This window comes from Amycolatopsis sp. NPDC039088, assembly GCF_055598845.1.
In genome coordinates this window covers 114,901-136,164 of the sequence record NZ_JBVKAE010000022.1, presented here as the reverse complement: position 1 = coordinate 136,164, position 21,264 = coordinate 114,901, and the positions used below count along the sequence as shown (strand labels likewise).

Genomic DNA, 21,264 nt, shown 5'->3' with positions numbered 1-21,264 from the left:
ACATGATGGTGTCCGCGGAGTTCCAAAGATGCCGAGGCGGTATGCGCTCGGTTTCGACAAGGACGATTTCGTTGACAGCAAGGGAACCCCGCTCACCCCGTGGGAGGCCGTCGCCGACGTTCTCTGGGCGTCCTCGAAATCGCCGAAGGATGACGGGGTGGCGGTCGGGCAGTTCCCCGAAGCCGACCTGTCGAACTTCCACAACACCCTCAACACCCTGGCCCGTCTCGTCGCCAGCTTGTCCGGACTCCCACCGTACTTCCTTGGGCACAGCACCGAGAACCCCGCCAGCACGGAAGGGATCCGGTCGTCGAAGTCCCGCCACATCAAGCGGGCCGAACGGCGACAGCGCTCGTTCGGCAGCGGCTGGAACCGTGTGGCGCAGCGCATCCTGCACGTGCGCGACGGCAAGGTGCCCGACGAGGCGCTACGGGTGGAAACCCAGTGGGTGGATCCCGCTACGCCAACGTTCGCCGCACAGGCCGACGGCGTGGTGAAGCTGCACCCGGCGGACGCCGAGCCTAGCCGACACAGCACGCAACACCAGGGCAGGGACATGATCAGTGGCGGAGTGCTGGACCCACGAATCCGCAGGTCCAGCACACTTTTTCACTTGGGTTCCGGTCATGAGTTTGGGAACCTAAGCTGAAATGCCACCAAGGAGGCCTTCACGGACTTTCGAGAACGCAGGTCAGGGCGCGTCGAACACCGTGGTCGCCGGGTCCACCGCCGCGCCCCCGCCATCGGCCACCAGTACCTGCCCGGTAATGATCGAAGCGTCCGACGAGGCCAGGAACGCGCACACCGACGCGATCTCCTCGGGCTCGGCGACGCGGCGCAGCGGGATGTGTTCTGCCACCAGCCGGTAGGCCTCGTCGACCGTGATGCCCTCCCGTTGGGCGAGATAACCCATCGCGCCCTCCCCCAACGGCGTGCGGACCCAGCCGGGGCACACGCCGTTGACCCGGACGCCCCGCGGGCCATAGTCCCGTGCCAGCCAGCGCACCAGGCCGATCACACCGGCCTTCGCCGCGCTGTACCCCACGGTGCCGGGCGGTCCGGAGAGCAGACCGGCGGTCGAGGCGAACAACACCAGCGATCCGCGGCTCTCCACCAGATGCGGCAGTACTTCGCCTGCCAGGAAGTATGAGCCGTGCAGGTTCACGTCGAAGGCGCGGAACCACGCGTCGTCCGCCTTGGGGCTGGCGGTGCCGGCGACGGCGGCGCCCTGAGTGGCGATCACCGCGTCCAGCCCGCCGAGCTCGGTGACGGCCTGTCGCACTACTTCGGACAGGGCTTCGCGTTGCGTGCCGTCGGCGGGAAGGGCGATCCCGCCGATCTCGTCGGCCACTTCCTTGAGCCGGTCGGCGTTGATGTCGGTCACCGCGACGCGAGCGCCGTCCGCGGCGAAGCGGCGCGCCGTCGCCGAGCCCACGCCACCCGCGGCTCCACTGATCAGGATGTTCATGTCGTCGTCTTCTCTCTGTCCACTTCGGACTCGATAGCGGCGTGGGTCTCCCGCAGCCGGAACTTGAGGATCTTGCCCGAGGCGTTGCGGGGCAGTTCGTCCGCGAACACGAAGTACTTGGGCACCTTGTACCCGGCGAGACGTTCCCGGCAGAAAGCCCGGAGCGCGTCCGCGTCGACGGCCTGGCCCGTCTCGGTGACGACGACCGCGCAGCCGACCTCGGCGTAGCGCGTGTCCGGGACCGCGACGACCGCGGCCTCCAGCACCTGAGAATGGGTCGCCAGCACCTTCTCGACCTCGGCCGGGTAGATGTTCTCCCCACCGCTGCGGATCATGTCCTTGGCCCGGCCCGCCAGATGCAGGAAGCCGTCGGCGTTGACGTATCCGAGGTCGCCGGTCCGGCACCATCCATCGTGGAAGGTCGCGCTGGTCGCGTCAGGACGGTTCCAGTAGCCCTGACTCACCGCCGGGCCGCGCACCTCGATCTCGCCGACCTCACCGGCCGCGGCCGGTTCACCGAACGGCGTGACGACCCGTGCTTCGGCGAGCGGCAGCGGACGGCCGACGCTCTTCCGCTGCGCGAGGAAGTCCACGTCTTCGAGGGTCGTCGCGATCGCGCCGCCTTCGGTCAGGCCGTACACCTGCGTGAGCTTGACTCCGGGCAACCGCCGTTTGACTTCCTCCGCGGTGGACGGCATGAGCGTGTCCCCGCCGAGGATGAGCCGTCGCAGTGATTTCGGCAGCAGTTCTTCCAGGTCGGGCCGGTGCAGCAGTTCGTTGAGCATGAACGGGAACAGCAGGCAGTCGGTCACCTGTTCCTCGCGCAGCACCTCCAGGAGCCTGTCGACCGTGAAGTTGCCCGAGGGCAGGAACACCCCGCGTCCATGCATGAGCAGCGCGGGCGCGACGACGGCCTCGAACCCGCCGGCGTGGTAGATCGGCCCGGGGACCAGCGCGACGGTGTCCTCGGAGAACTGCCAGCGCAGTGCCTGTGCCGTCGCGACCGCGACGGTGTTGCGGTGCGTCCAGATCGCGCCCTTCGGCGAGCCGGTGGTGCCCGAGGTGTACAGCAGGCTCATCGGGTCCTGCTCCCCCAGTTCCGGGAGGTCGGCGAGCAGCTCACGACCACGCAGGACGTCGAACGGCGATGCCCATTCAGGCACAGGGTCGTCCGTGTCGGCGAGTACCACGTACGTGTCGACACCCGCTTCGTGCCGCACCGGCGCGACCCGGTCGGCCAGGCTGCCGTGGACGATCACCATCGACGCTCCCGAGTCCGCCAGGATGAAGGCCAGTTCAGTGGGTGCGAGCCGGAAATTCAGCCGGACGGTGATCACCCCGAGCCTCGCGGCCGCGAGGAACAGCGGCACGTACTCGGCGTCGTTGAACAACATCAGGCCGAGCCGGTCGCCTTTGCGCAACCCGAGTTCGCCGAGCGCGCGTGCGTACTGCCTTGTCCGCACGTCGAGCTCGCCGTAGGTCATCCGCACGCGGGTGTCGAAGCTGAACGCGACCCGATCCTTGGCGGGTGCGGCCTCGAGAATCCAGTTGAACGTCATCTCGTCCCTCCCCGCTCTTGCAGGATCTGCTTGAGCTCGGTGAATTCGAGAATCCCCTCGGGTCCGGCCTCCCGGCCCCAGCCCGACCCCTTCACCCCGCCGAACGGCGCCGTGAGCGCCGGGCCGAACGCGTTGACGGCGACCGAACCCGCCCGGATCCGGCGGGCGTACTCGACGCCCTTCGCCCGGTCTGCGGTGTAGACACTCGCCGACAACCCGTAGCTCGTGTCGTTCGCCAGCCGAAGCCCGTCCTCGGGATCGGTGTAGGTCAGCACGGCCGTGACCGGGCCGAAGACCTCGTTCTGCGCCAGTTCCGAATCGCGAGCGACGTCGGTGACGAGCGCGGGTTCGAAGTACCAGCCGCCGTCGAACCCGTCCGGCCTCTTCCCGCCGGTGACGATCCGTGCCCCGTCGCCGACCGCGCGAGCGAGGAACCCCTCGGTGCGTTCGACGACCGACGGTGAGGCCAGCGGCCCGAGCTGGGTGCGCGGATCGAGCGGATCGCCGATCGTGAGCCCTTCCCAAGCCTGCCGCAGTACCTCGATGATCTCGTCGTAACGGCGTTCGGGTACGAGGATCCGGGACAGCGCGGCGCAGACCTGCCCGCCGCCGCTGGTCGCGCCCGGCACCAGTGTCTTGAGCACCACGGTCAGGTCCGCGTCGTCGAGGATCAGCGCCGGGGACTTCCCGCCCAGTTCGAGATGCGTGCGGGCGAACCGGTGGCGGGTGGCCTCGATGATCTGCTGCGCGGCCACCCGGCCGCCGGTCAGCGACACCATGTCGACGTACGGGCTCGCCGTCAGGGCGCGGCCGACCTCGGCGTCGCCGCAGAGAATGCTCAACGCTCCCTCGGGGAATCCGGCGCCCGCCGCGCAATCGGCGATGATCCGCATGATCAGTTGCGACTCGATCGCCGCCTTGACGATCACCGGGCAGCCCGCGAGCAGCGCCGGGAGCACCTTGCTCGCGATCGTCACGAGCGGTCCGTTGTAGGCGATGACCGCGGCGACGACGCCCGCCGCCTCGCGCCGCAGCACGACATCACCGAGCGCGGACTCGCGGGAGTCGTCGCACAGGACGTGGCCGGCGCTTTCCAGCAGCGTCCGCCAAGCGGCCACGGCGGCGAACCGGTGCAGAGTGCGGCTGTAGCGGACCGGCATCCCGGATTCGACGGCCCAGACCGCCCCCATGTCCTCGAGCCGCGCTTCCAGCGCCGCGCAGAACCGGCCGCAGATCTCGACCCGCTCCGTGACCGGGAGTTCCGCCCATGTGGACAGTGCTTCGCGGGCGGCCTGGATCGCGGCGAGGGCGTGCTTTTCCGACGGCAGCCCGACCGTGGCGACCGGCTCGCCGGTGCTCGGTGACACGATCTCCCGGCGTCCGCCGTCGGCAGGCACCCAGCCGCCTGCCAGGAACAGCTCGTCCGGATGTGGGACCGCCACGCCGCCGATGGTCACTTCGTTCCCTTCGCCGGGAAGAACGGGCTCACCGGTCGCAGGAACATCGAGCCGAACGGCAGTTTCATGAAGTCCGGCAGGACCATGTCGCCGGAGATCAGCTGCCGTTTGACGTCTTCGCGCATCGGTCCGAGGTCGCCGCTGGTCTCGTAGATGGCCAGGTGGCTCACTTCGGGTGTCACGACACCCGGCAAGGGCTTGACGCTCGAGGTGACGAACCGCTGCGCCCGGACGAATCCAGGTGCCGACAGCACCTGCGGGATGTGCTCCTCGTCGTACCACTTGTCGTATTCGGCGCTGTCCTCCGGACGATCGCTGAAGACGAGCCAAAGGTGGCGGTCGTCGAGGTCTTCGAGCTTGCCGAAGCGTTCCGAGTGGTGCGGTTCGCTGACCGGTTCGAGGAACAACGCCTTGAACGGCTGGATCATGAAGTCCGGCAGCACCATGTCGCCGGACATGAGCATCCGCTTGACCTCTTCACGGAAGCCCGCCGGGCTGCCGTCCAATTCGTACAACGCCGCGTGCCCGTAGTCGATCGGCTCGGTGCCCGACAGCGGCTTGGTGTCCGCGACCACGAACCGTTGTGCGCCCACCATGCCCGGGGAGTCCATCACCTGCGGGATGTGCTCCTCGTCGTACCACCGGTCGAAGGTGGCGCGCTCACCCGTGAACGTCGAGAAGGCGAAGAACAGGGTGCGGTCTCGGAAAGCGGGGATCATTTACCAGTCCTCTTCGTACGGAGTTTCTCGGTCGCCTGCTCGTCGACGCGCAGGCCTTCGGGGTCGTGGTGTGGATCGCCGGTCACCACGACCCCGTAGTCCCTGGCCGCGCCCTCGACGCTGACGTACTCGTTGCGCACGTCGGCGAGCACACGGGCGGGGTCCCGGTCGAACGGATCACCCCAGCCACCGCCACCGTTGGTGACGCAGCGCAGGATCGTGCCGGGCGTCGTCTTCCACACCGGTTCGCTGGCGAAGTAGTGGTAGACGCCGTTTTCGGGGTCGAGCGCCTTGGACTCCGGATCGAGCACACCCGCGACCGGGACACTTCCGGCGTAGACGTCGGCGCCGGTGCCGAGGAGGCGCTGCTCGTCCTCGCCGGGCGGGATGAACCACATCGCCCCGGTGGGGCCTGCCTGGCCGCCGTTGGCTCCGACACCGCTGGGCACCTTGGTACGGAAGGGCGAGAGGTAGTGGCTCGCGTCGGACAGCCAGAGCGTGTCCTTCAGATTCGCCGCACCGCCGCGGAACGTGCCGGCGCCGCCGGTGTCGATCGCGTGTTCCTTGCGGAGCATCACGACCGGGGAATCGTGTTCGATCGTCTCCGTCGCCGGGTCGAGGTTGTTCAGGAAGAACAGCACCGTGTAACTGTCACCGTCGCCGTCCTTGGTGGCGCCCCACGGACCATGCTCACCACCGCATTGGGTGGCACTCGTCCAGGGGGTGCCGTCGGCGGTCAGCCCGGAAGCATTGTGGGTGTTGGTGGAGCCGTAATCGCCCGCCACGCCTTTCTCGCCCAGCACCGGGTTGAGTGCGTCGAAGATGGCCGACACGACGGCCCCGGAGGCCTCCCAGAACATCATGATCCCGCCGTCCGGCGGCAGCGAGGAGACCAGTGTGCCGGGCGGGGTGGCGAGGTCGATGGTGCGCCAGGTCCCCGAAGTGAACGGCACTTCCGGGTCCAGCAACATCGTCAGCGCGACGCCGACCGCGGTCTTCGTGTCCAGCACTCCGCAGTTGATGCAGGTGCGTGCCTGCGGCGAGGTGCCGTCGAGGTCCACCTCGATGTCCTGCCCGCGTTTGCGCAGGGTCACCTTCACCGTGTAATCGACGCTGTCGTCCAGACCGTCGGCGTCGATGACCGCGGAACCGGTGTAGTCGCCGTCGGGGACCAGCGCGATCGCCTCGCGCATCCGCTCGGCGGAGGTGTCACAGGCATAGGTGAGCGTGCCCAGGTAAGCGTCGAGGCCGTACCGCCCGACGTTCTCCAGGACGAGTTGCTCACCGAGTTTGAGCTGCTGGTGGATGCTCTTGAAGTCCGGCAGCAGCATCCCGCCCCAGCGGGTGTTGTCGAAGATCAGACTGAAGGTCGACCGCACGGGTTCGTCCTTGGCCCACAACAGGACCGGTGGGATGACGAGTCCGTTTTCGTACACATTGGACTTCGTGGCGGAGAACCCGCCCGGGACGGTGCCGCCCATGTCGAGCTGATGGGCGCGCATGTTGACGAAGGAGACGATCTCGCCGTCGACGAACACCGGCCGGATGAAGCAGACGTCGTTGACATGCGTGCCCCCGCGATACGGGTCGTTGCAGATCAGCACGTCGCCCGGCGAGAGGTTCTCGGGTCCGTACTCCTCGACCGTGTTCCGCACCGCGTCGCCGAGGGTGCCGAGGAAGACCACGAGGCTGTTGCTGACCACCGCCATCGGGTAGCCGCGGTCCGGCGGGCCGCTGATGGTGCAGGCGAAGTCGTACCAGTCGCGGATGATCGGCGAGAACGCCTCGCGCATGAAGCCAGTGGACATGTGCTCCACCGCGTAGCGCAGGCGATTCAGGATCACCGCCGTGGTGAACCTGTCACTGCCGTAGGCGGCGTTGAACTCGTCGTCGGAGATGTCGCGCAAACGTGTGTCCACTGTGGTCACTTCCTCCGGATGATCAGTTCGCCGTAACGGCCGACGCTCGCGCGCTGCCCCGCGCCGAGGTGCGTGGTCGAGAGGCCTTCGTCCACGATGGCCGGGCCTTCGAGCACGTCGCCCGAGCGCAGCGCGGCGCGGTCGTAGACGGCCGCTTCCTGTCCGGTTTCGCCGTCACCGAGGTAACGCAGCACGGTCGTCCGGACCGGCTCGAGCGGTTCGTCGCCGCGAACCGGGAGTTCCGGGTAGGTCACCTTCGGGGTGTCCAGGACCGCCCGCACGCGGAAGGTCACGCCCTCGACCGGGAGCATCTCGAAGCGGTTGCCCGACCGGCCCTCGTAAGTGTCGTGGAAGGCGCCGATCATGGTGGCGATCGCGGTGTCATCGATCGTGCCGTCGGGCACCGGGACGAACGGCGTCTCCCAGCTCTGCCCGACGAGGTGCGCGTCCATGCTCCGGTGGAAGGTCACGCGAGTCCCGCCGTCGAGCCCTTCTCGCAACCGCGCCTCCATCTCCGCGAACAGCGCGTCGATCTCCGGCGCCACCTCCGGGGTGAGGACGAGGTAGGCACTGCGGTTGACGGTGAAGACCTGGTCGGCCGACAGCAGGCCCAGCGCGGAGAACAGGCCGGGGTTCGGCGGCACGATCACCTGTTTGCAGTGCACGGTGTCGAGCACCGCGGGCAGCAGCATCGGACCGGCCGCGCCGTAGGCGACGAGACTGTAGTCGCGCGGGTCGACGCCGTTCTTGATGGCGATGTTGAACACGCCTTCGGCCATGTTGTTGACGGCCATCTCGTAGGCGTAGCGGACCCGTTGAGCGAGCGTGAATTCCGAATCGAGGCTCTCGAACGCCTGCTTCGCCAAGGCGGGGTCCAGATCGACCTTGCCGCCGGCGAACCGTTCGGGGTCGATGATGCCGATCATCAGGCAGGTGTCGGTCGTGGTCGGTTGCGCACCGCCCCGGCCGTAGCAGGCTGGGCCGGGATCCGCTCCCGCGCTGTCCGGGCCCACCTTGACCTCGCCCGCGGAGCCGATCGCGACGATGCTGCCGCCGCCCGCCCCGATGCTGGAGATGTCGTTGGCGAGCGCGTTGACGACGAGATCGTGTTCCAGCTCGAAGGTCGTGTTGACGAACGGTTCACCCGCCGTCACGACGCTGATGTCGCAGGAAGTGCCACCGACGTCGGCGCACAGGAGGTCCCGCTCCCCGATCAGCGCGCCGAAGTGGGCACAGGCGACCGTGCCGGCGGCCGGACCGGAGAAGACGATGCGGAACGGCTGCTCCATCGCGCGATCGGACGGGACGAGGGTGGCCGCGCAGTCGGCGAAGTTGAGCTGCCCCGTGAAACCCAGGTCGGCGAGCCCCTTCTCCAGTTTCGCGGTGTAGTCGGAATAGATGATCTTCATGAGGGTGTCGACCACCGTGGTGGATGCCCGCGCGTACTCCTTGGCCAGCGGAGAGACCTCGCTGGAGATCGAACAGGGCACGTCGCCGACCACTTCACGGACCAGTTCGCGCAGCCGTAGTTCGTGCGCCGGATTGACGTAGGCGTTGATCAGGCAGATCGCGACCCCGGTGACGCCGCACCGGCGGAGCACCTCCAGTTCGGCCCGTGCCTGCGCTTCGTCCAATTCGAACAGGACGCCGCCGTCGGCCGTGATCCGTTCGCTGATCCCCCGGCGAAGGTAGCGCTCGACCAGCGGACGGGCCGCGTCGCCGAAGCTGCGCCGCCAGCGCGGGTCCAGGATGGCCGACGCGGGCCGCCAGACGCGCCCCATGTCGAGGATGTCGCGGTGGCCCTCGGTGGTCAGGAAACCGATCTTGGGCAGGCGCCGGGTGATCACGGCGTTGAGGCCGTGCGTGCTGGCGTGGTTGAACACCTCGGCGTTCTCCACACCAAGGGTCGCGGCTCCTTCCAGAACCGGCCCGTAGACCTCGGTGTAGGACGTGGATACCTTCGCGGTGCGGATCTCACCGTCCTGCAAGGCCACCACGTCGGTGAACGTGCCACCGACATCGACTGCGATCATCGTTGATTCCTCCGCTACAGCAGGTCGGACAGGAGCTGGATCGGGCCGAGCCGTGACCACGGCGTGCGCTCGATCGACAGCAGGCAGTTCTGGCATTTGACGACTTGGAACCAGCCACCCTCGGAAACGACGGGGTAACGGCGGAGTTCGGCGGCCCCGCAGCGAGGGCAGGGACCGTCCACAGGGGTCCGTTCGAGGACCGGCGTATCGCTCTGTTCACTCATGTCGCACAACTCCACTGGTGTGCTCGGTGCTGCACTGGTGTGGAGAACGTAAGCCCACGTGGCGGCCGTCACCATCCCGTGAGCGAAGCACGGGCATCCACTTTTCGCAGGTCCCAGCCTCGGCGATCCAAATATGATATATTCAAAGGCACGCAATGAGGCGCGAGGAGGCTGTCATGCGCCCGCTCAACTTCCGCACCGGCGACCTCGACGTCGCCCACGAGCAGGTCACGAAGACCTTCGCCAGCCATGAGGTGCACGTGGCCGAAAGCCGCGACCTGAAGTTCCGGCTCGACCTCGCCCCTTCCCTGCGGCTGACGATCGCCCGGATGTCCTACGGCGCGGACACCACCATCCTCGGCCCCGCGATGCGGCTCTGCTACCACGTCAACCTGCCGGTCACCGGGCACAGCACGGTGGAACAGAACGGCGTGGGACGCAGTTTCGCCGCGGGCGAGGCCGGCGTCGCCTTCGTCCCCGAAGCCCCGGTCATGGTGCAGTGGAGCGCCGATTCGTGGCAGTACCACGTCAAGCTGCCCAAGGACCTCCTCGAGGCGCACGCCGCGAAGCTGATCGGTCGGCCGGTGGACGAGGAAATCGCCTTCGACCTGACGTTCCCCTTGGAGTCCAGTTCGGCGCAGGCACTGCTCGCGACCGTGGGCTTCCTTTACACGGAGCTGAGCCGCGAAGGCGGAGTCGCGACCATCCCAGCCGCCTGCCACGAACTGGAATCGGCCCTGATGAGCCAGCTGCTCATGACGGTGCCCAGTCAGCTGAGCGCGGATCTGCACAGCAAACCCGCGCACAGCAGGCACTCGAAGATCCGGGAGATCATCGATCACATCGACCGGTATCCCGAGGAGGAGCTCACGACCGCCGATCTCGCGGCTAAGGCCGGGATCAGCGCCCGTGCTCTCCAAGCGGGGTTCCAGGAGGTGGTCGGCATGTCCCCCACCGCGTACCTGCGCGGCGTCCGTCTCGACCGGGTCCACCTCGAACTGGTGTCGGACACGCGCTGGTCGGTCACCGAGATCGCGGCGCGATGGGGCTTCTTCCATCCGGGACGGTTCGCTCATCAGTACCGCGAGCGCTTCGGGATGCTGCCCTCGGAGACGGCTCGACTGACCAAGCGCTGATCAGCTTCTCCACGTCCAGCACGTCCGCCACCGGCGGCTGCGGCTCACGAGCGGGCGTCCGCCCCAGCCGAGGCGCGGGGTTCGGATGCAAGACACCACCGACCCGGCGGAAGACCTCACGCTCGGCGTTGTGCGGATGTTCCGCGGCTTCGTCGAACGTGAGCACCGGCGTGACGCAGGCATCGGTGCCTTCATAAATCCGGGCCCATTCGTCACGACCTTTCGCCGCGAACGCCTGACCGATCAGTTTCCGCAGGCGCGGCCATTCCGTGCGGTCGTCCTGTTCGGGCCATTCGGAAAGGTCGACGTCGAGCCGCGAGACGAATTCGCGGTAGAAGTCGGGTTCCAACGCCCCGACCGCGACGTATCGCCCGTCGGCGCAGGGGTAGGTGTCGTAGAACGGCGCACCGGAATCGAGGTAGTTGGTGCCGGGCTCGTCGCTGTAGCGACCGGCGGCGCGCAGACCCTGAAGCTTGGCCGTCAGCAACGCGACGCCGTCGAGCATCGCCGCATCGATCACCTGGCCGCGACCCGAGCACCGGGCTTCCAGTACGGCACACACGATCCCGTAAGCCGCCGCCAGCGCGCCACCGGCGTAGTCGCCGAGCAGGTTGATCGGTGGCCGCGGGGCCTCCCCCGCCCTCGCCATCGCGTGCAGGGCACCGGACTGCGCGACGTAGTTGATGTCATGCCCCGCCTGCTGGGCCAGCGGCCCGGTCTGTCCATACCCGGTCAAACGGGCATACACGAGCGCGGGATTGCTCCGGAGAAGGGCGTCCGGCCCGAGACCGAGCCGCTCGGCCACCCCAGGGCGATATCCCTCGATGAACACGTCGGCGGCCTCGGCGAGGCGAAGCACCGAATCGACCCCGGCGGAGCTTTTGAGATCGGCCTCGACCGTGCCCACCCCGCGATTGGCGAGGTCGTGCTCGGGCGCCATCCCCTCGGTCTGCCCCAGCGCGCGACCCCGGCGGTTCGCCGGACGGGCGACCCGCACGACCTCGGCCCCCATGTCCGCCAGCAGCATGCTCGCGAACGGCGTCGGCCCCATTCCGGCGAGCGCGATCACCCGCACCCCGGTCAACGGCCCGCTCACCTCGGTCGTCATCGCACTCCTTCCACGAAATATTATGTTTCAGCCGACGTAATGAGCTGTCGATGCCATGCCATAATCGACAGAACGTTGTATATGATGTTCGCAACCGAATTGGGGAGGTGCCGGGTGGCCGACAACTCGATCAGGCTCCGGAGCAGTGAAGGCCGGCAGCAGCTGCCTGAGGAGGTCGCCACCTACGTGCGCGAACTCATCATGTCCGGCCAAGTCAAGCCGGGCGAGTTCCTGCGCACCGAGCCGATCGCGGAAGCGGTGGGCGTCAGCAACACGCCGGTCCGCGAAGGTCTGCTCTCCTTGCGCAGCGAGGGATTCGTCGAGCTGGTCCCCCGTCGCGGTTTCGTCGTCGCACCGGTTTCGCGGCAGGACATCCGGGACCTCTTCTGGGCGCAGGCCCAGTTCTCCTCCGAACTGGCCGCCCGCGCCGCGAAGAAGATCACTCCCGACCAGATCGCCCGGCTCGAAGCGATCAACGAGGACTTCGAGAAGGCCGTCGAAGCCGGCGACCAGGAAACCCTCGCCCGGCTCGGACACGACTTCCACCGGCAGATCAACCTCGCCGCCGACTCCCACCGGCTGACGCTGCTGCTCAGCTCCGTGGTCAAGCACCTGCCGAACCGTTTCTACGCCTCGATCGAGGAGCACGTCACCGCCACCCGCAACGATCACGCGGAACTGGTCCAGGCGCTGCGCGGCCGGCACGTCCGCAAGGCTCGGACCATCGCGGAGCAGCACATCCTCGAAGGCGCCGACAGTGTCATCAAGGTGCTCGAGGAGCGCGGTCTCTGGGCCGACGAGGAGTAACTCTAGCTGATCACGAGCGGGGCGACGACCTTTCCGGCCGCCGCCCCGCTCGCCGTTTTCCCCGGTGGTCACGCCGCTTCGCCCACGATTCCGGCGGCCGCCACGCCCGCCACGCCCGCCGCGGTCAGCCGGGCCCGGACCCGATGTCCGAGCGGTCCCGGCTGCGCCTGGACGATCAGGGCGCGATGAGCGAGCACGTGCGCGGTGTACTGGTCGCAGCACGGCAACCCGTCGATGAACAGGTCGGGCTCACTGCTGCAGGTGATTTCCGCTCGCCCGGAGGCCACCGCGCGAAGGATCGCCAGCTCCCGGTGACTCAGTTCGTGATCCGGGGTCATGGCGGCCTCCTGCGTCAGCTACTTAATATTTTATATTATGCTTGTTCCTGCTTCGGGTCAAGGAGAGCGTCGCCAACGGGATCAGGCTGAGCACGCAGGCCGCGACGATGTAGCCCGAAACCGCCAGCGTCGTGCCGCTCGATTCGATCAGCGCGACCATGATGAACGGCGCCAGTCCCCCACCCAGGATGTTCGCGAACTGGACACCCAGCGAAGCGCCGGAGAACCGCACGTCCGACGAGAACATTTCGGCGAACATCGTGACCCCGGGCCCGAACATGGCACCCACCGCGATCTGTCCGACGCCGATGGCGAGCAGGATGCACCAGAAGTTCTTCGTGTCCGTCAACGGGAAGAGCGCGAAGGACCAAGCTCCCGCGAGGATCACGCCGGCCAAGTAGACCGGTCGCCTGCCCAGCGTGTCCGAAAGCCGTCCGCAGACGACCGTGCTCACTCCTGTGGCGATCATCGAGAACATCACCGCGGTGAGCATCGTGCCCTTGGCTATCCCGAGGTCCCGTACGCCGTAGTCGAGCAGGCCGGTCGCGGTCGCGTAGAAGGTGATGGTCGCGGGCAAGAAGATGACGATGACCAGCAGCAGCTGCTTCGGCCGCCGCATCACCTCCACCACGGGCGACCGCCGAGGCTTAGCCGCCAGCTTCTCCTCGACGGAACGGAAATCCGGGGAATCCTCGATGTAGCGGTGGATGTAGAGAACGACCGGGAACATCAGGACGCCGAGCAGGAACGGCACCCGCCAGCCCCACGCCGTGAACTCGTCGTGCGTGAGTACCCCGGTGAGCACGACGTAGACCAGGCTGCCCAGCACCATTCCGGCGAAGATGCCCAGCTGCGGCAGGGCGCCGTGCAAGCCTCGACGGTTGGCCGGTGCGTGTTCGACGGCCAGCAACGTGGCCCCGCCCCACACTCCGCCCACCGCGATTCCCTGCACGACACGCAGGAGTACCAGCAACACCGGCGCGAGCACGCCGATCGAGGCGAAGGTGGGCAGCAAGCCCACCAGAGTGGTCGCGACGGCCATCGCGATCGTCGACCCCAGGAGGGCGGGCTTGCGCCCGAAGCGGTCCCCGATGTGCCCGAAGAGCGCCGCACCCACCGGACGGCCGGCGAACCCGACCGCGAACGTCGCGAAGGCGGCCAACACCCCGGCGGCCGGAGTCGTCGACGGGAAGAACTCCCGATTGAAGACCAGAGAGGCGGCGGTGCCGTAGATCAGGAAGTCGTAGTACTCGATCGATTGCGCCGCGATGGCAGCGGTGAGCACCTTGCCGCGGCGCTTCGTTTTGGCTTCGGACGGTGCGGTACGTCCTTGTACGCTCATGTCTTCCTCATCCCGGAATCGTGACCTTGACAGACGCCCCGCGGGTCGGCCGCCAGGTGGCAGCAAAATATAAAATGCTTAACCTGGATAAACAAGGGCCATCCGGTCATCACCTTGGCCCGAGACTTCCAATGCGCTCCCGCAAGATGGCCGACCTTCAGCGGACCAGAGCCGCCGTCGCACCCTTCAACTTGGCGATCGCCGCCCGCACCCCAGCGGCGATCTCCTTCACCGATACCACGCGCCCTCCCAGGCGCCGTCCGATGGGACGGCTACCTCGGAGATCGACATCTGGGCGCGTTTTCGTGACCCAGAAGCAAGGACCTGTGCTACTGGCCGTGTCCTGAGCGGTTCCGCAAGCGTGAAAGCAAAGCAATCGCCTGCTGAGTCCTCGAGTCGTCTTCTCCTAAGACTCTGGCCATGTCTCCGCGTAGAAGCTTTACCGTTTCTAACAACTCGTCGGTCGGGGCTGAATCAGCCAGCCAGGTCGCTATGTCCAGCCGTGTAGCCAGCGTATGCGGGTGCTCGGGGCCGAACCCCGTGTCCGAACCGATACGCAGATACTCAGCGAGACGCTGCGACATGGGTGCATTAACGGGATAGGACCCGTAAGAGCGCTCTGATGGCCCCCCAGGGGTTGGCAAGTACCCGCTGACTTGCCTTCCCTGCCTGGGCGCCCCCATGCTGCCTTCGGCAAGACCGGTCACGAAGGCAACGTCCGACGGCTCGGTCTGCGGCGTTCCATGACCTTCGGGAACTGCGTCAGTGGGGGATTCTTCAACGATCTGGCGGATTAGCTTGGGGGTTTGTCGTCCCAACCTCTCATCGAGCACGACACGCAACTGGGCTGCCGCGATCTGTTCATCAGTGAAGTTCTGTGACTCGCTCACGCTGGCAACCCTCCTTCCTTGCGTTCGCTCGGCAGGTCGTGCAACAGCCTGTCAAGTACACGCCCCTGGAACACGTCTAGCAAGAGAAGCTCGTCTCGCTGTGCAAGATCTGACTGCGCCAGCTTGGTCAAGAGTTTCAGTCCGGCAACCCTCTTGACCGGCGAATCGTCCAGCGCAAGTTCTGACGCCCAGGTGAACCGACGCCACCACTCCTCACGACGTGCGGCCAGCTCCCGCTGCTCAGTCGCCCTGTCATTCGCCCGCGAGCCCAGACGGGCGCCCAGGAATGCGCCGGAGGTGGCAAGGACACCTAGCACAGCGGTTATCGCGATCTGCCAGCCGCTCACTCGACTTCCCGCCAGGTCACCCCAGCAGGCCGGGCACCCCCCGAGGTCACGTAGTCGTGGACAGCCTTACGCACGGCGAACCATGAGATCTCCGAGTTGCTCGGCACCTCGCGTTCATGGGACTGGTAGTCGTAGGCCACCGGCTCCGGCGACGTCCCACCCGACGAGCTGATCACGCTCGCCTGGTCCTTGCCTGCGAAGCCGACGAACCCGCACGTCATATCCGCCGCGCGCACACCGAACTGAAGGATCGACCAGCCGTCCTCCTCCCTGCGGTCGATCTGAGCGACCAGGCCCACGTCAACCTCCGGGGATTCGGCCTCGGCCACCATCCGGTCCAGCAGTTCGTCCACCTCCGCCGGCGTGCTCACCTCGAGCGGTTCCCTCTGCCCAGGGTCGAACCACGCATCGAACGTCACCACTGCTTACCTCCCCGGTACACCTTCGTGAACCCACCCGTCCCGTGGACCGTCAGCGTGCTGCCCTCCGGCAGCACCACGCCCAGCAGATCGTCACAGCTTGCCTGACCGTGACACGGCACGTTGTTGATCACTACCGTGGCGTCCGTGATCCCGCTGTCGCGCATCTCGGCCGCGATCTTCAGTTCGACGTCCGCGGCGGCCGTCAACGGCACGAACGGGCACCCGGCCTCCTTCACGATCTCATTCACGCGGTCCGCGCGGTCGTCCCGTCCGCTGGTCACGGCCGCAGTGTTTCTACCAGGTGCGAACCAGCGGCCATGCGTCTTCGCCCCGCGACCGCGTGTCACCGGCGGCGGCAACTCCCGCCGCGCCTGTTCGGTCAACTCCTCGTCGCTGGACGGAGTGGCCGGACCAGGAGGGCCGGACTGTCCAGAAGCGCCAGCCGAAGTGGGCTCCGCCGGCACTCCTAGGCGAGCGAGGTAGGCGTTGAGCAGGTCGGAGGACCGGCCAATAAGGCCGGTGACCGTCCCCATCGAAGCGGCCACCTCGGCTGCCAGGCCAGATAGGCCATTGATCTCGGGGTCAGATGTACCTTCGGCGCTCCTCGACCAACCCGCACCAGCGTCTTCAAGCTCCTTACCACCGCGGCCGAGCGCCGCCGTGGCCTTCTTCATCAGGGCGAGTGCCTTCCGCACCCCCTCGGCGATTTCCTCAACCGAACCCACAGGCCCTCCCCAGAGCGTCGCTCAACGACGAGGCTACCTCGAAGATCGACTCATGTGAGCATTTTCGCAGGTCAGCGGTGCCAAATGCTCGGTCTACCCCGCATTCGGTGGCGCGCTGCGAGGGTCATCAGACGAAATCATCTCGGCGGCTTGGATATCGCCTAGACCGTCTGCGCTATATGCGGCCAGTAGAGGGCCGCCTTGACGCGAGGCCCGTTCAAAATGCTTCTCAGCCATAGCGATTTGCTGTTCAAGGTCGCTCTGATCCATGGCATCCGAGGCAGCCCGGGTCTTCGCCTCCTCAAGCTGGCGAAGACCTTCAGCCTCAAGCTCGGCAGAGAGCGCCTGGAGACGCAGCGTGCGCTCTGCGATGTCCAACCTGTGCTGCTGCCAAGTCATGACGACATTCAGCAAACGATGCAGTCCATAAAGGCCGGCAAGGCCGTATCCGATCGGGCTAGACACCCGTGCAAGATCCCCCAGCACGGTTACCCACGGACTCGCAAGCGAGACGCGCACGATGGGGAAGTTCGCCCCCGGTACACCACTCCTTGCGAAGTTCATGTCGAGGGCAAAGCGCCCAAGTGCCTCCAGTCCTCGCGTGTTCCGTGAGAACCCAGCAAGGTCTGGATTCGCACCCAGGTCCACCGATACGTACAGGAGGTCACTGGACGTTCGCACGAGCACATCGTCTGAAACGGTCACCCGAGTCATCCTGCCGCAAACGGCTCTTGATCACTGGGATGCGAACGCCGCGGGACGGCCCGAGCCTTGATCACCTGGCGGTGATTCCGCCACCGCCGGCCACCGCCCTGCTGCGAGGGCAACAGCGGCTCGACCACCCGCCCACGCCTTGTCCGTCAACCGCTTACAGGACGGGCCACTCAAGCTAGACGCGATCCCAGAATCCCTGCGCTTCCAGCAGCGCGACGGCCCGGTCGGCGCCATCGGCGAAGTGGTCTTCCACCGTGGCGCGCGCCCGGGCTCCCGAGCGCGCCGACAACGCGTCGAGGATCCGACGGTGATCTTCCCGCGCCTTCGCGGGCCAGTCTTCGTGGGCTTCGTAGAACCCGTGCGAGACCGTCTTGCCGAGGGTACGGAGGATCGAAATGAGCCTGCGTGCATCCGAACCATGATTGATCCGCCGGTGGAACTCGAAGTTGAGCCGTTCCTGCTCGGCGGGATCGGCGCACGATTCCGCGCGGTCGGCGAGGTCGACCAGTCCCTGAAGACTCTCCGGCGACAGGCTCTTCGCGGCACGCTCGGCCGCCAGACCGGAAACCAGCCCGAACACCCTGTACTGGTCCCGGATGTCGTCACGGGTCAACTCGGCGACGTAGGCTCCCCGCCGGGCGATGTGCTCGACGACGCCCTCGTGGTCGAGCGTGATCAGCGCTTCGCGCACCGGAAGCTTGCTGATCCCGAGTACCTCCGCGACTGCGTCCTGGTCGATCTTGGTTCCAGGCCGCAGTTCTCCCGCGAAGATCCGCCGCCTGATCTCCTGGGCGGCGAGCGTCTTCAGATTGCTTCGACTCACCGGATGAAGCTAACCCGTGGACTGTGATCCACACCAGAACTTGATAAAATATATTTTGTACTCGGTGCCGGGATGATGCATAGTGTGGAGCATGTCAGCCGTGACCCCCGAGGACTTCAAGCCGATCCTGACCCTCGTTCGAGACTTCGTCCGCGCGAAGGTCGTGCCGCGCGAGCGGGAGATCATGGAAACCGACGCGATCCCGGACGATCTGCGCGAGCAGGTGGCCGAGATGGGCTTGTTCGGTTACGCGATCCCCGAGGAGTGGGGTGGGCTCGGTCTTGACCTGACGCAGGATGTCGAGCTCGCCATGGAGTTCGGCTACACCGCGTTGGCTCTGCGGTCGATGTTCGGCACCAACAACGGCATAGCCGGACAGGTGCTGGTGAACTTCGGCACCGACGAGCAGAAGGCCGAGTGGCTGGAACGCATCGCCTCGGGCGAAGTCGTGGCCTCGTTCGCACTGACCGAACCGGGCGCGGGATCCAATCCTGCGGGGTTGCGGACCAAGGCGGTCCGCGACGGCGACGACTGGGTGATCGACGGTGAGAAGTGCTTCATCACCAACGCGCCCATCGCCGGCCTGTTCGTGGTGTTCGCCCGCACCCGTCCCGCCGACGCGTCCGGAACGGGGATCGCCGTCTTCCTGGTCCCGGCGGGCACTCCCGGCGTCAAGGTCGCGGCCAAGGACAAGAAGATGGGCCAGGAAGGCGCCTGGACCGCGAACGTCTCGTTCACCGGCGTCCGGGTGCCGGGTTCGAGCCTGGTCGGGGGTGACGAGGACACCGGCTATCGCGCCGCGATGACGTCGCTGGCTCGCGGGCGCGTGCACATCGCCGCGCTGGCGGTCGGTACCGCGCAGCGCGCTCTGGACGAGTCGGTCACCCACGCCGCGACGGCCACCCAGGGCGGGACACCGATCGGGGATTTTCAGCTGGTGCAGGCGATGCTCGCCGACCAGCAGACCGGGGTGCTGGCCGGGCGGGCGCTGGTGCGTGACACGGCGAAGCGGTATGTGTCCGGTGAGGACCGGCGGATCGGGCCGTCCGCGGCGAAGCTGTACTGCACCGAAATGGCCGGGAAGGTCGCCGACCTGGCCGTGCAGATCCACGGCGGCAGCGGCTACATGCGCGAGCTCCCGGTCGAGCGGATCTACCGCGATGTGCGGCTTCTGCGGCTTTACGAGGGCACCAGCGAGATCCAGCGGCTGATCATCGGCGGCGGCCTGGTGCGCGGAGCCCGGCGATGACCACGCGTGCCGAACGTCTGGTGAACCGGGTGCGGGACGCGGCCACGCTGCTGTTCGTGCCCGGCGACCGCCCGGAGCGATTCGCCAAGGCGGAGCGTGCCGAGGCAGACCTCGTCGTGCTGGATCTCGAGGACGCCGTCGCACCCGAGCGCAAGGTGTACGCGCGCGAGCAGATCGTCGCCTGGCTGGGCGAGCACCCGCAGTGCGCGGTGCGGGTCAACGCGGCCGGCACTCCGTGGCACGACGAAGATCTTGCCGCACTGGCCCGGTTCCGGTGCGTGGTCATGTTGCCGAAAGCCGATCCGGTCAGCACCCGTACCGCGGCGGGCGAGCTGGGCGTGTTGCCTGTCCTGATCGCCTTGATCGAAACCGCACGGGGAGTTCTCGACGCGCGGGAGATCGCGTCGGTGCCGAACGTGCACCGGCTGGCGCTGGGCACTTTCGACCTGGCGGCGGAACTGGGGGTCGATCCCGCGGACGTCGACGCGCTCGCCCCGGCGCGCGGGGCGCTCGTCCTCGCGTCGGCGGCGGGCGGTCTTCCGGGTCCGGTGGACGGGGTGACCGGCGATCTGCGGAACACCGAGCGGCTCACCGGTGACGTCCGCTACGCGCGCCAACTGGGGTTCACGGGGAAGTTGTGCGTGCATCCCCTGCAGGTCTCGGCGGCCGCGGCGGCGCTTCGCCCGTCCCGGGAGGAAATCCGCTGGGCTCATTCGGTGGTCACCACGGCAGGGGACGGCGCGGTCGCGGTGGAGGGGCAGTTGGTCGACAAGCCGGTGCTGGATCGCGCGCGGCGCGTCCTCCGGCAGGAAAGGGAAGGGTTGCGGCGATGACGCTGTCCGACGACGAAAAGCAGATGGTGGCCCTGGTGGCGGAGTTCGTCGACGAACGGGTCCGCCCGCGCGTCCGCGAGTTCGAGGAGGACGACGTCTATCCGGCCGAGTTCATCGACGAGATGAAGAAGCTCGGCTTCTTCGGCCTGCTGGCCCCTGCCGAGTACGGCGGTGTCGATGTCAGCACCGCCTGTTTCGCGCGGGTCACTGAAGAACTCGCCCGCGGCTGGATGAGCCTGGCGGGTGCGATCGGCGGCCATTCCGTCATCACCTACCTGATCAAGACCTTCGGCACGCCCGAGCAGCGTGAGAAGTATCTGCCCGCGATGGCCGAGGGCACGATCCGCGCGACCATGGCGCTCACCGAACCCGCCGGCGGCAGCGACCTGCAGGCAATGCGAACCTTTGCCACCCCCGACGGCGACGGGTACTCGATCACCGGAGCCAAGACCTGGATCTCCAACGCCGCCCACTCCGGGCTCATCGGGCTGCTGTGCATCACCGATCGTGACGCCTCCCCCAGCCATCGCGGGATGAGCGTCCTGCTCGTGGAGCCCGGTGACGGTCTGGCCATCTCGAAGAAGCTCCCGAAGCTCGGCTATCGCGGTGTCGAGGCCTGCGAGATCGTCTTCGACGGACGTCGGGTCGGTGCGGACGCCGTACTCGGTGGGACACCGAACCAGGGCTGGGCGCAGATGATGCGCGGTCTCGAGGTCGGCCGGATCCAGGTGGCCTCCCGCGCGCTCGGTGTCGGGCAGGCGGCGCTGAACGACGCCGTGAAGTACGCCCAGGAGCGGGAGTCCTTCGGCAAGCCGATCTGGAAACACCAGTCCGTCGGGAATCTGCTCGCCGATATGGCTACCAAGATGCGTGCCGCACGGCTGCTCACCCTCGACGCCGCGGAGAAACTCGACGCGGGCGAACGCGCCGACATGGAAGCCGGGATGGCCAAGCTCTTCGCGTCGGAGTCGGCGATGCAGGTCGCCCTCGACGCCATCCGCGTGCACGGCGGCTACGGCTACTCCAAGGAATACGACGTCGAACGCTACTTCCGTGACGCCCCGCTGATGATCGTCGGTGAGGGCACCAACGAGATCCAGCGCAACGTCATCGCCGCCCAGCTCATCGCCCGCCACAAGATCTGAGGAACG

The 21,264-nt window shown here is 67.2% G+C and carries 22 protein-coding genes; 6 read left to right on the top strand and 16 right to left on the bottom strand.

The genetic code is table 11. The annotated features are described in order from the left end of the window. The first annotated feature begins 28 nt into the window (after window positions 1–28). Window positions 29–649, top strand: coding sequence for a phage portal protein (locus tag ACZ7KI_RS26730; RefSeq protein ID WP_470275817.1), 621 nt, complete (start codon window positions 29–31; stop codon window positions 647–649). 42 nt (window positions 650–691) lie between these two features. On the opposite strand, the gene ACZ7KI_RS26725 is transcribed toward ACZ7KI_RS26730, so the two are convergent. Genes ACZ7KI_RS26725 through ACZ7KI_RS26695 form a run of 7 tightly spaced genes read right to left on the bottom strand, consistent with a single transcriptional unit; the run spans window position 692 to window position 9,379 of the window. Beyond that, window positions 692–1,468: an SDR family NAD(P)-dependent oxidoreductase gene (locus ACZ7KI_RS26725; protein ID WP_470275816.1), complete on the bottom strand. Its 777-nt coding sequence runs from the start codon at window positions 1,466–1,468 to the stop codon at window positions 692–694. After that, window positions 1,465–3,027: a class I adenylate-forming enzyme family protein gene (locus ACZ7KI_RS26720; RefSeq protein WP_470275815.1), complete on the bottom strand. Its 1,563-nt coding sequence runs from the start codon at window positions 3,025–3,027 to the stop codon at window positions 1,465–1,467. The genes ACZ7KI_RS26725 and ACZ7KI_RS26720 overlap by 4 nt, the downstream gene beginning before the upstream one ends. Next, the gene (locus tag ACZ7KI_RS26715) at window positions 3,024–4,469 is read right to left on the bottom strand and encodes an aldehyde dehydrogenase family protein (RefSeq protein WP_470275814.1); all 1,446 of its coding nucleotides are present in this window, start codon (window positions 4,467–4,469) and stop codon (window positions 3,024–3,026) included. Before ACZ7KI_RS26715 ends, ACZ7KI_RS26720 begins: the two co-directional genes overlap by 4 nt. An 11-nt stretch (window positions 4,470–4,480) precedes the next feature. Beyond that, entirely contained in the window at window positions 4,481–5,203 is a 723-nt protein-coding gene (locus ACZ7KI_RS26710; RefSeq protein ID WP_470275813.1) for a hypothetical protein, read from the bottom strand. Then, window positions 5,200–7,122 (bottom strand): hydantoinase B/oxoprolinase family protein, encoded by a 1,923-nt coding sequence (locus tag ACZ7KI_RS26705; protein ID WP_470275812.1) that lies wholly within the window; start codon window positions 7,120–7,122, stop codon window positions 5,200–5,202. The genes ACZ7KI_RS26710 and ACZ7KI_RS26705 overlap by 4 nt, the downstream gene beginning before the upstream one ends. A 5-nt stretch (window positions 7,123–7,127) precedes the next feature. Beyond that, on the bottom strand, window positions 7,128–9,155 hold the full coding sequence (locus ACZ7KI_RS26700; protein WP_470275811.1) for a hydantoinase/oxoprolinase family protein: 2,028 nt from the start codon (window positions 9,153–9,155) through the stop codon (window positions 7,128–7,130). Window positions 9,156–9,169: 14 nt separating this feature from the next. Then, complete coding sequence (locus tag ACZ7KI_RS26695) at window positions 9,170–9,379, bottom strand: hypothetical protein (RefSeq protein WP_034307108.1); 210 nt, start codon at window positions 9,377–9,379, stop codon at window positions 9,170–9,172. Between the two features lie 176 nt (window positions 9,380–9,555). Here ACZ7KI_RS26695 and ACZ7KI_RS26690 point away from each other — a divergent pair, with 176 nt between their 5' ends. Continuing rightward, complete coding sequence (locus ACZ7KI_RS26690; RefSeq protein WP_470275810.1) at window positions 9,556–10,515, top strand: AraC family transcriptional regulator; 960 nt, start codon at window positions 9,556–9,558, stop codon at window positions 10,513–10,515. Here ACZ7KI_RS26690 and ACZ7KI_RS26685 read toward each other — a convergent pair. Then, window positions 10,403–11,623 (bottom strand): CaiB/BaiF CoA transferase family protein, encoded by a 1,221-nt coding sequence (locus ACZ7KI_RS26685; RefSeq protein WP_470275809.1) that lies wholly within the window; start codon window positions 11,621–11,623, stop codon window positions 10,403–10,405. The two genes, ACZ7KI_RS26690 and ACZ7KI_RS26685, sit on opposite strands and share 113 nt — an antisense overlap. A gap of 114 nt (window positions 11,624–11,737) precedes the next feature. Between ACZ7KI_RS26685 and ACZ7KI_RS26680 the strand changes: the two genes are divergently transcribed. After that, entirely contained in the window at window positions 11,738–12,430 is a 693-nt protein-coding gene (locus ACZ7KI_RS26680; RefSeq protein WP_076167327.1) for a GntR family transcriptional regulator, read from the top strand. Window positions 12,431–12,498: 68 nt separating this feature from the next. Here ACZ7KI_RS26680 and ACZ7KI_RS26675 read toward each other — a convergent pair whose 3' ends face one another. From ACZ7KI_RS26675 to ACZ7KI_RS26640, 8 genes are all read right to left on the bottom strand, one after another. Continuing rightward, window positions 12,499–12,768 carry a hypothetical protein gene (locus ACZ7KI_RS26675; RefSeq protein WP_470275808.1) on the bottom strand — a complete coding sequence of 90 codons (270 nt, stop codon included), beginning with the start codon at window positions 12,766–12,768 and terminating at the stop codon, window positions 12,499–12,501. Between the two features lie 22 nt (window positions 12,769–12,790). Then, entirely contained in the window at window positions 12,791–14,110 is a 1,320-nt protein-coding gene (locus ACZ7KI_RS26670; RefSeq protein ID WP_470275807.1) for an MFS transporter, read from the bottom strand. 329 nt (window positions 14,111–14,439) lie between these two features. Next, window positions 14,440–15,000 (bottom strand): hypothetical protein, encoded by a 561-nt coding sequence (locus ACZ7KI_RS26665; RefSeq protein ID WP_470275806.1) that lies wholly within the window; start codon window positions 14,998–15,000, stop codon window positions 14,440–14,442. Beyond that, window positions 14,997–15,347, bottom strand: coding sequence for a hypothetical protein (locus ACZ7KI_RS26660; RefSeq protein WP_470275805.1), 351 nt, complete (start codon window positions 15,345–15,347; stop codon window positions 14,997–14,999). Before ACZ7KI_RS26660 ends, ACZ7KI_RS26665 begins: the two co-directional genes overlap by 4 nt. Next, the gene (locus ACZ7KI_RS26655; RefSeq protein ID WP_470275848.1) at window positions 15,344–15,766 is read right to left on the bottom strand and encodes an Imm1 family immunity protein; all 423 of its coding nucleotides are present in this window, start codon (window positions 15,764–15,766) and stop codon (window positions 15,344–15,346) included. The genes ACZ7KI_RS26660 and ACZ7KI_RS26655 overlap by 4 nt, the downstream gene beginning before the upstream one ends. Further along, on the bottom strand, window positions 15,763–16,494 hold the full coding sequence (locus ACZ7KI_RS26650; protein ID WP_470275804.1) for a DddA-like double-stranded DNA deaminase toxin: 732 nt from the start codon (window positions 16,492–16,494) through the stop codon (window positions 15,763–15,765). The genes ACZ7KI_RS26655 and ACZ7KI_RS26650 overlap by 4 nt, the downstream gene beginning before the upstream one ends. Window positions 16,495–16,587: 93 nt before the next feature. After that, window positions 16,588–17,199, bottom strand: a complete 612-nt coding sequence (locus ACZ7KI_RS26645) for a hypothetical protein (protein ID WP_470275803.1) — start codon at window positions 17,197–17,199, stop codon at window positions 16,588–16,590. 184 nt (window positions 17,200–17,383) lie between these two features. After that, complete coding sequence (locus tag ACZ7KI_RS26640) at window positions 17,384–18,031, bottom strand: GntR family transcriptional regulator (protein WP_470275802.1); 648 nt, start codon at window positions 18,029–18,031, stop codon at window positions 17,384–17,386. Between the two features lie 91 nt (window positions 18,032–18,122). Between ACZ7KI_RS26640 and ACZ7KI_RS26635 the strand changes: the two genes are divergently transcribed. Genes ACZ7KI_RS26635 through ACZ7KI_RS26625 form a run of 3 tightly spaced genes read left to right on the top strand, consistent with a single transcriptional unit; the run spans window position 18,123 to window position 21,258 of the window. Continuing rightward, a complete protein-coding gene (locus tag ACZ7KI_RS26635) occupies window positions 18,123–19,280 on the top strand; it encodes an acyl-CoA dehydrogenase family protein (RefSeq protein WP_470275801.1) in 1,158 nt (385 codons plus the stop codon). Further along, entirely contained in the window at window positions 19,277–20,113 is an 837-nt protein-coding gene (locus ACZ7KI_RS26630; RefSeq protein WP_470275800.1) for an HpcH/HpaI aldolase/citrate lyase family protein, read from the top strand. Before ACZ7KI_RS26635 ends, ACZ7KI_RS26630 begins: the two co-directional genes overlap by 4 nt. Beyond that, the gene (locus tag ACZ7KI_RS26625; protein ID WP_470275799.1) at window positions 20,110–21,258 is read left to right on the top strand and encodes an acyl-CoA dehydrogenase family protein; all 1,149 of its coding nucleotides are present in this window, start codon (window positions 20,110–20,112) and stop codon (window positions 21,256–21,258) included. The genes ACZ7KI_RS26630 and ACZ7KI_RS26625 overlap by 4 nt, the downstream gene beginning before the upstream one ends. The last annotated feature ends 6 nt before the right edge of the window (window positions 21,259–21,264 follow it).

What these genes read in the sequence shown, in the direction of transcription:
- ACZ7KI_RS26730 (WP_470275817.1), top strand. Translation starts at nt 29, where the DNA reads ATGCCGAGGCGGTATGCGCTCGGTTTCGACAAGGACGATTTCGTTGAC.
- ACZ7KI_RS26725 (WP_470275816.1), bottom strand. Translation starts at nt 1,468, where the DNA reads ATGAACATCCTGATCAGTGGAGCCGCGGGTGGCGTGGGCTCGGCGACG.
- ACZ7KI_RS26720 (WP_470275815.1), bottom strand. Translation starts at nt 3,027, where the DNA reads ATGACGTTCAACTGGATTCTCGAGGCCGCACCCGCCAAGGATCGGGTC.
- ACZ7KI_RS26710 (WP_470275813.1), bottom strand. Translation starts at nt 5,203, where the DNA reads ATGATCCCCGCTTTCCGAGACCGCACCCTGTTCTTCGCCTTCTCGACG.
- ACZ7KI_RS26700 (WP_470275811.1), bottom strand. Translation starts at nt 9,155, where the DNA reads ATGATCGCAGTCGATGTCGGTGGCACGTTCACCGACGTGGTGGCCTTG.
- ACZ7KI_RS26695 (WP_034307108.1), bottom strand. Translation starts at nt 9,379, where the DNA reads ATGAGTGAACAGAGCGATACGCCGGTCCTCGAACGGACCCCTGTGGAC.
- ACZ7KI_RS26690 (WP_470275810.1), top strand. Translation starts at nt 9,556, where the DNA reads ATGCGCCCGCTCAACTTCCGCACCGGCGACCTCGACGTCGCCCACGAG.
- ACZ7KI_RS26685 (WP_470275809.1), bottom strand. Translation starts at nt 11,623, where the DNA reads ATGACGACCGAGGTGAGCGGGCCGTTGACCGGGGTGCGGGTGATCGCG.
- ACZ7KI_RS26675 (WP_470275808.1), bottom strand. Translation starts at nt 12,768, where the DNA reads ATGACCCCGGATCACGAACTGAGTCACCGGGAGCTGGCGATCCTTCGC.
- ACZ7KI_RS26670 (WP_470275807.1), bottom strand. Translation starts at nt 14,110, where the DNA reads ATGAGCGTACAAGGACGTACCGCACCGTCCGAAGCCAAAACGAAGCGC.
- ACZ7KI_RS26635 (WP_470275801.1), top strand. Translation starts at nt 18,123, where the DNA reads ATGTCAGCCGTGACCCCCGAGGACTTCAAGCCGATCCTGACCCTCGTT.
- ACZ7KI_RS26630 (WP_470275800.1), top strand. Translation starts at nt 19,277, where the DNA reads ATGACCACGCGTGCCGAACGTCTGGTGAACCGGGTGCGGGACGCGGCC.
- ACZ7KI_RS26625 (WP_470275799.1), top strand. Translation starts at nt 20,110, where the DNA reads ATGACGCTGTCCGACGACGAAAAGCAGATGGTGGCCCTGGTGGCGGAG.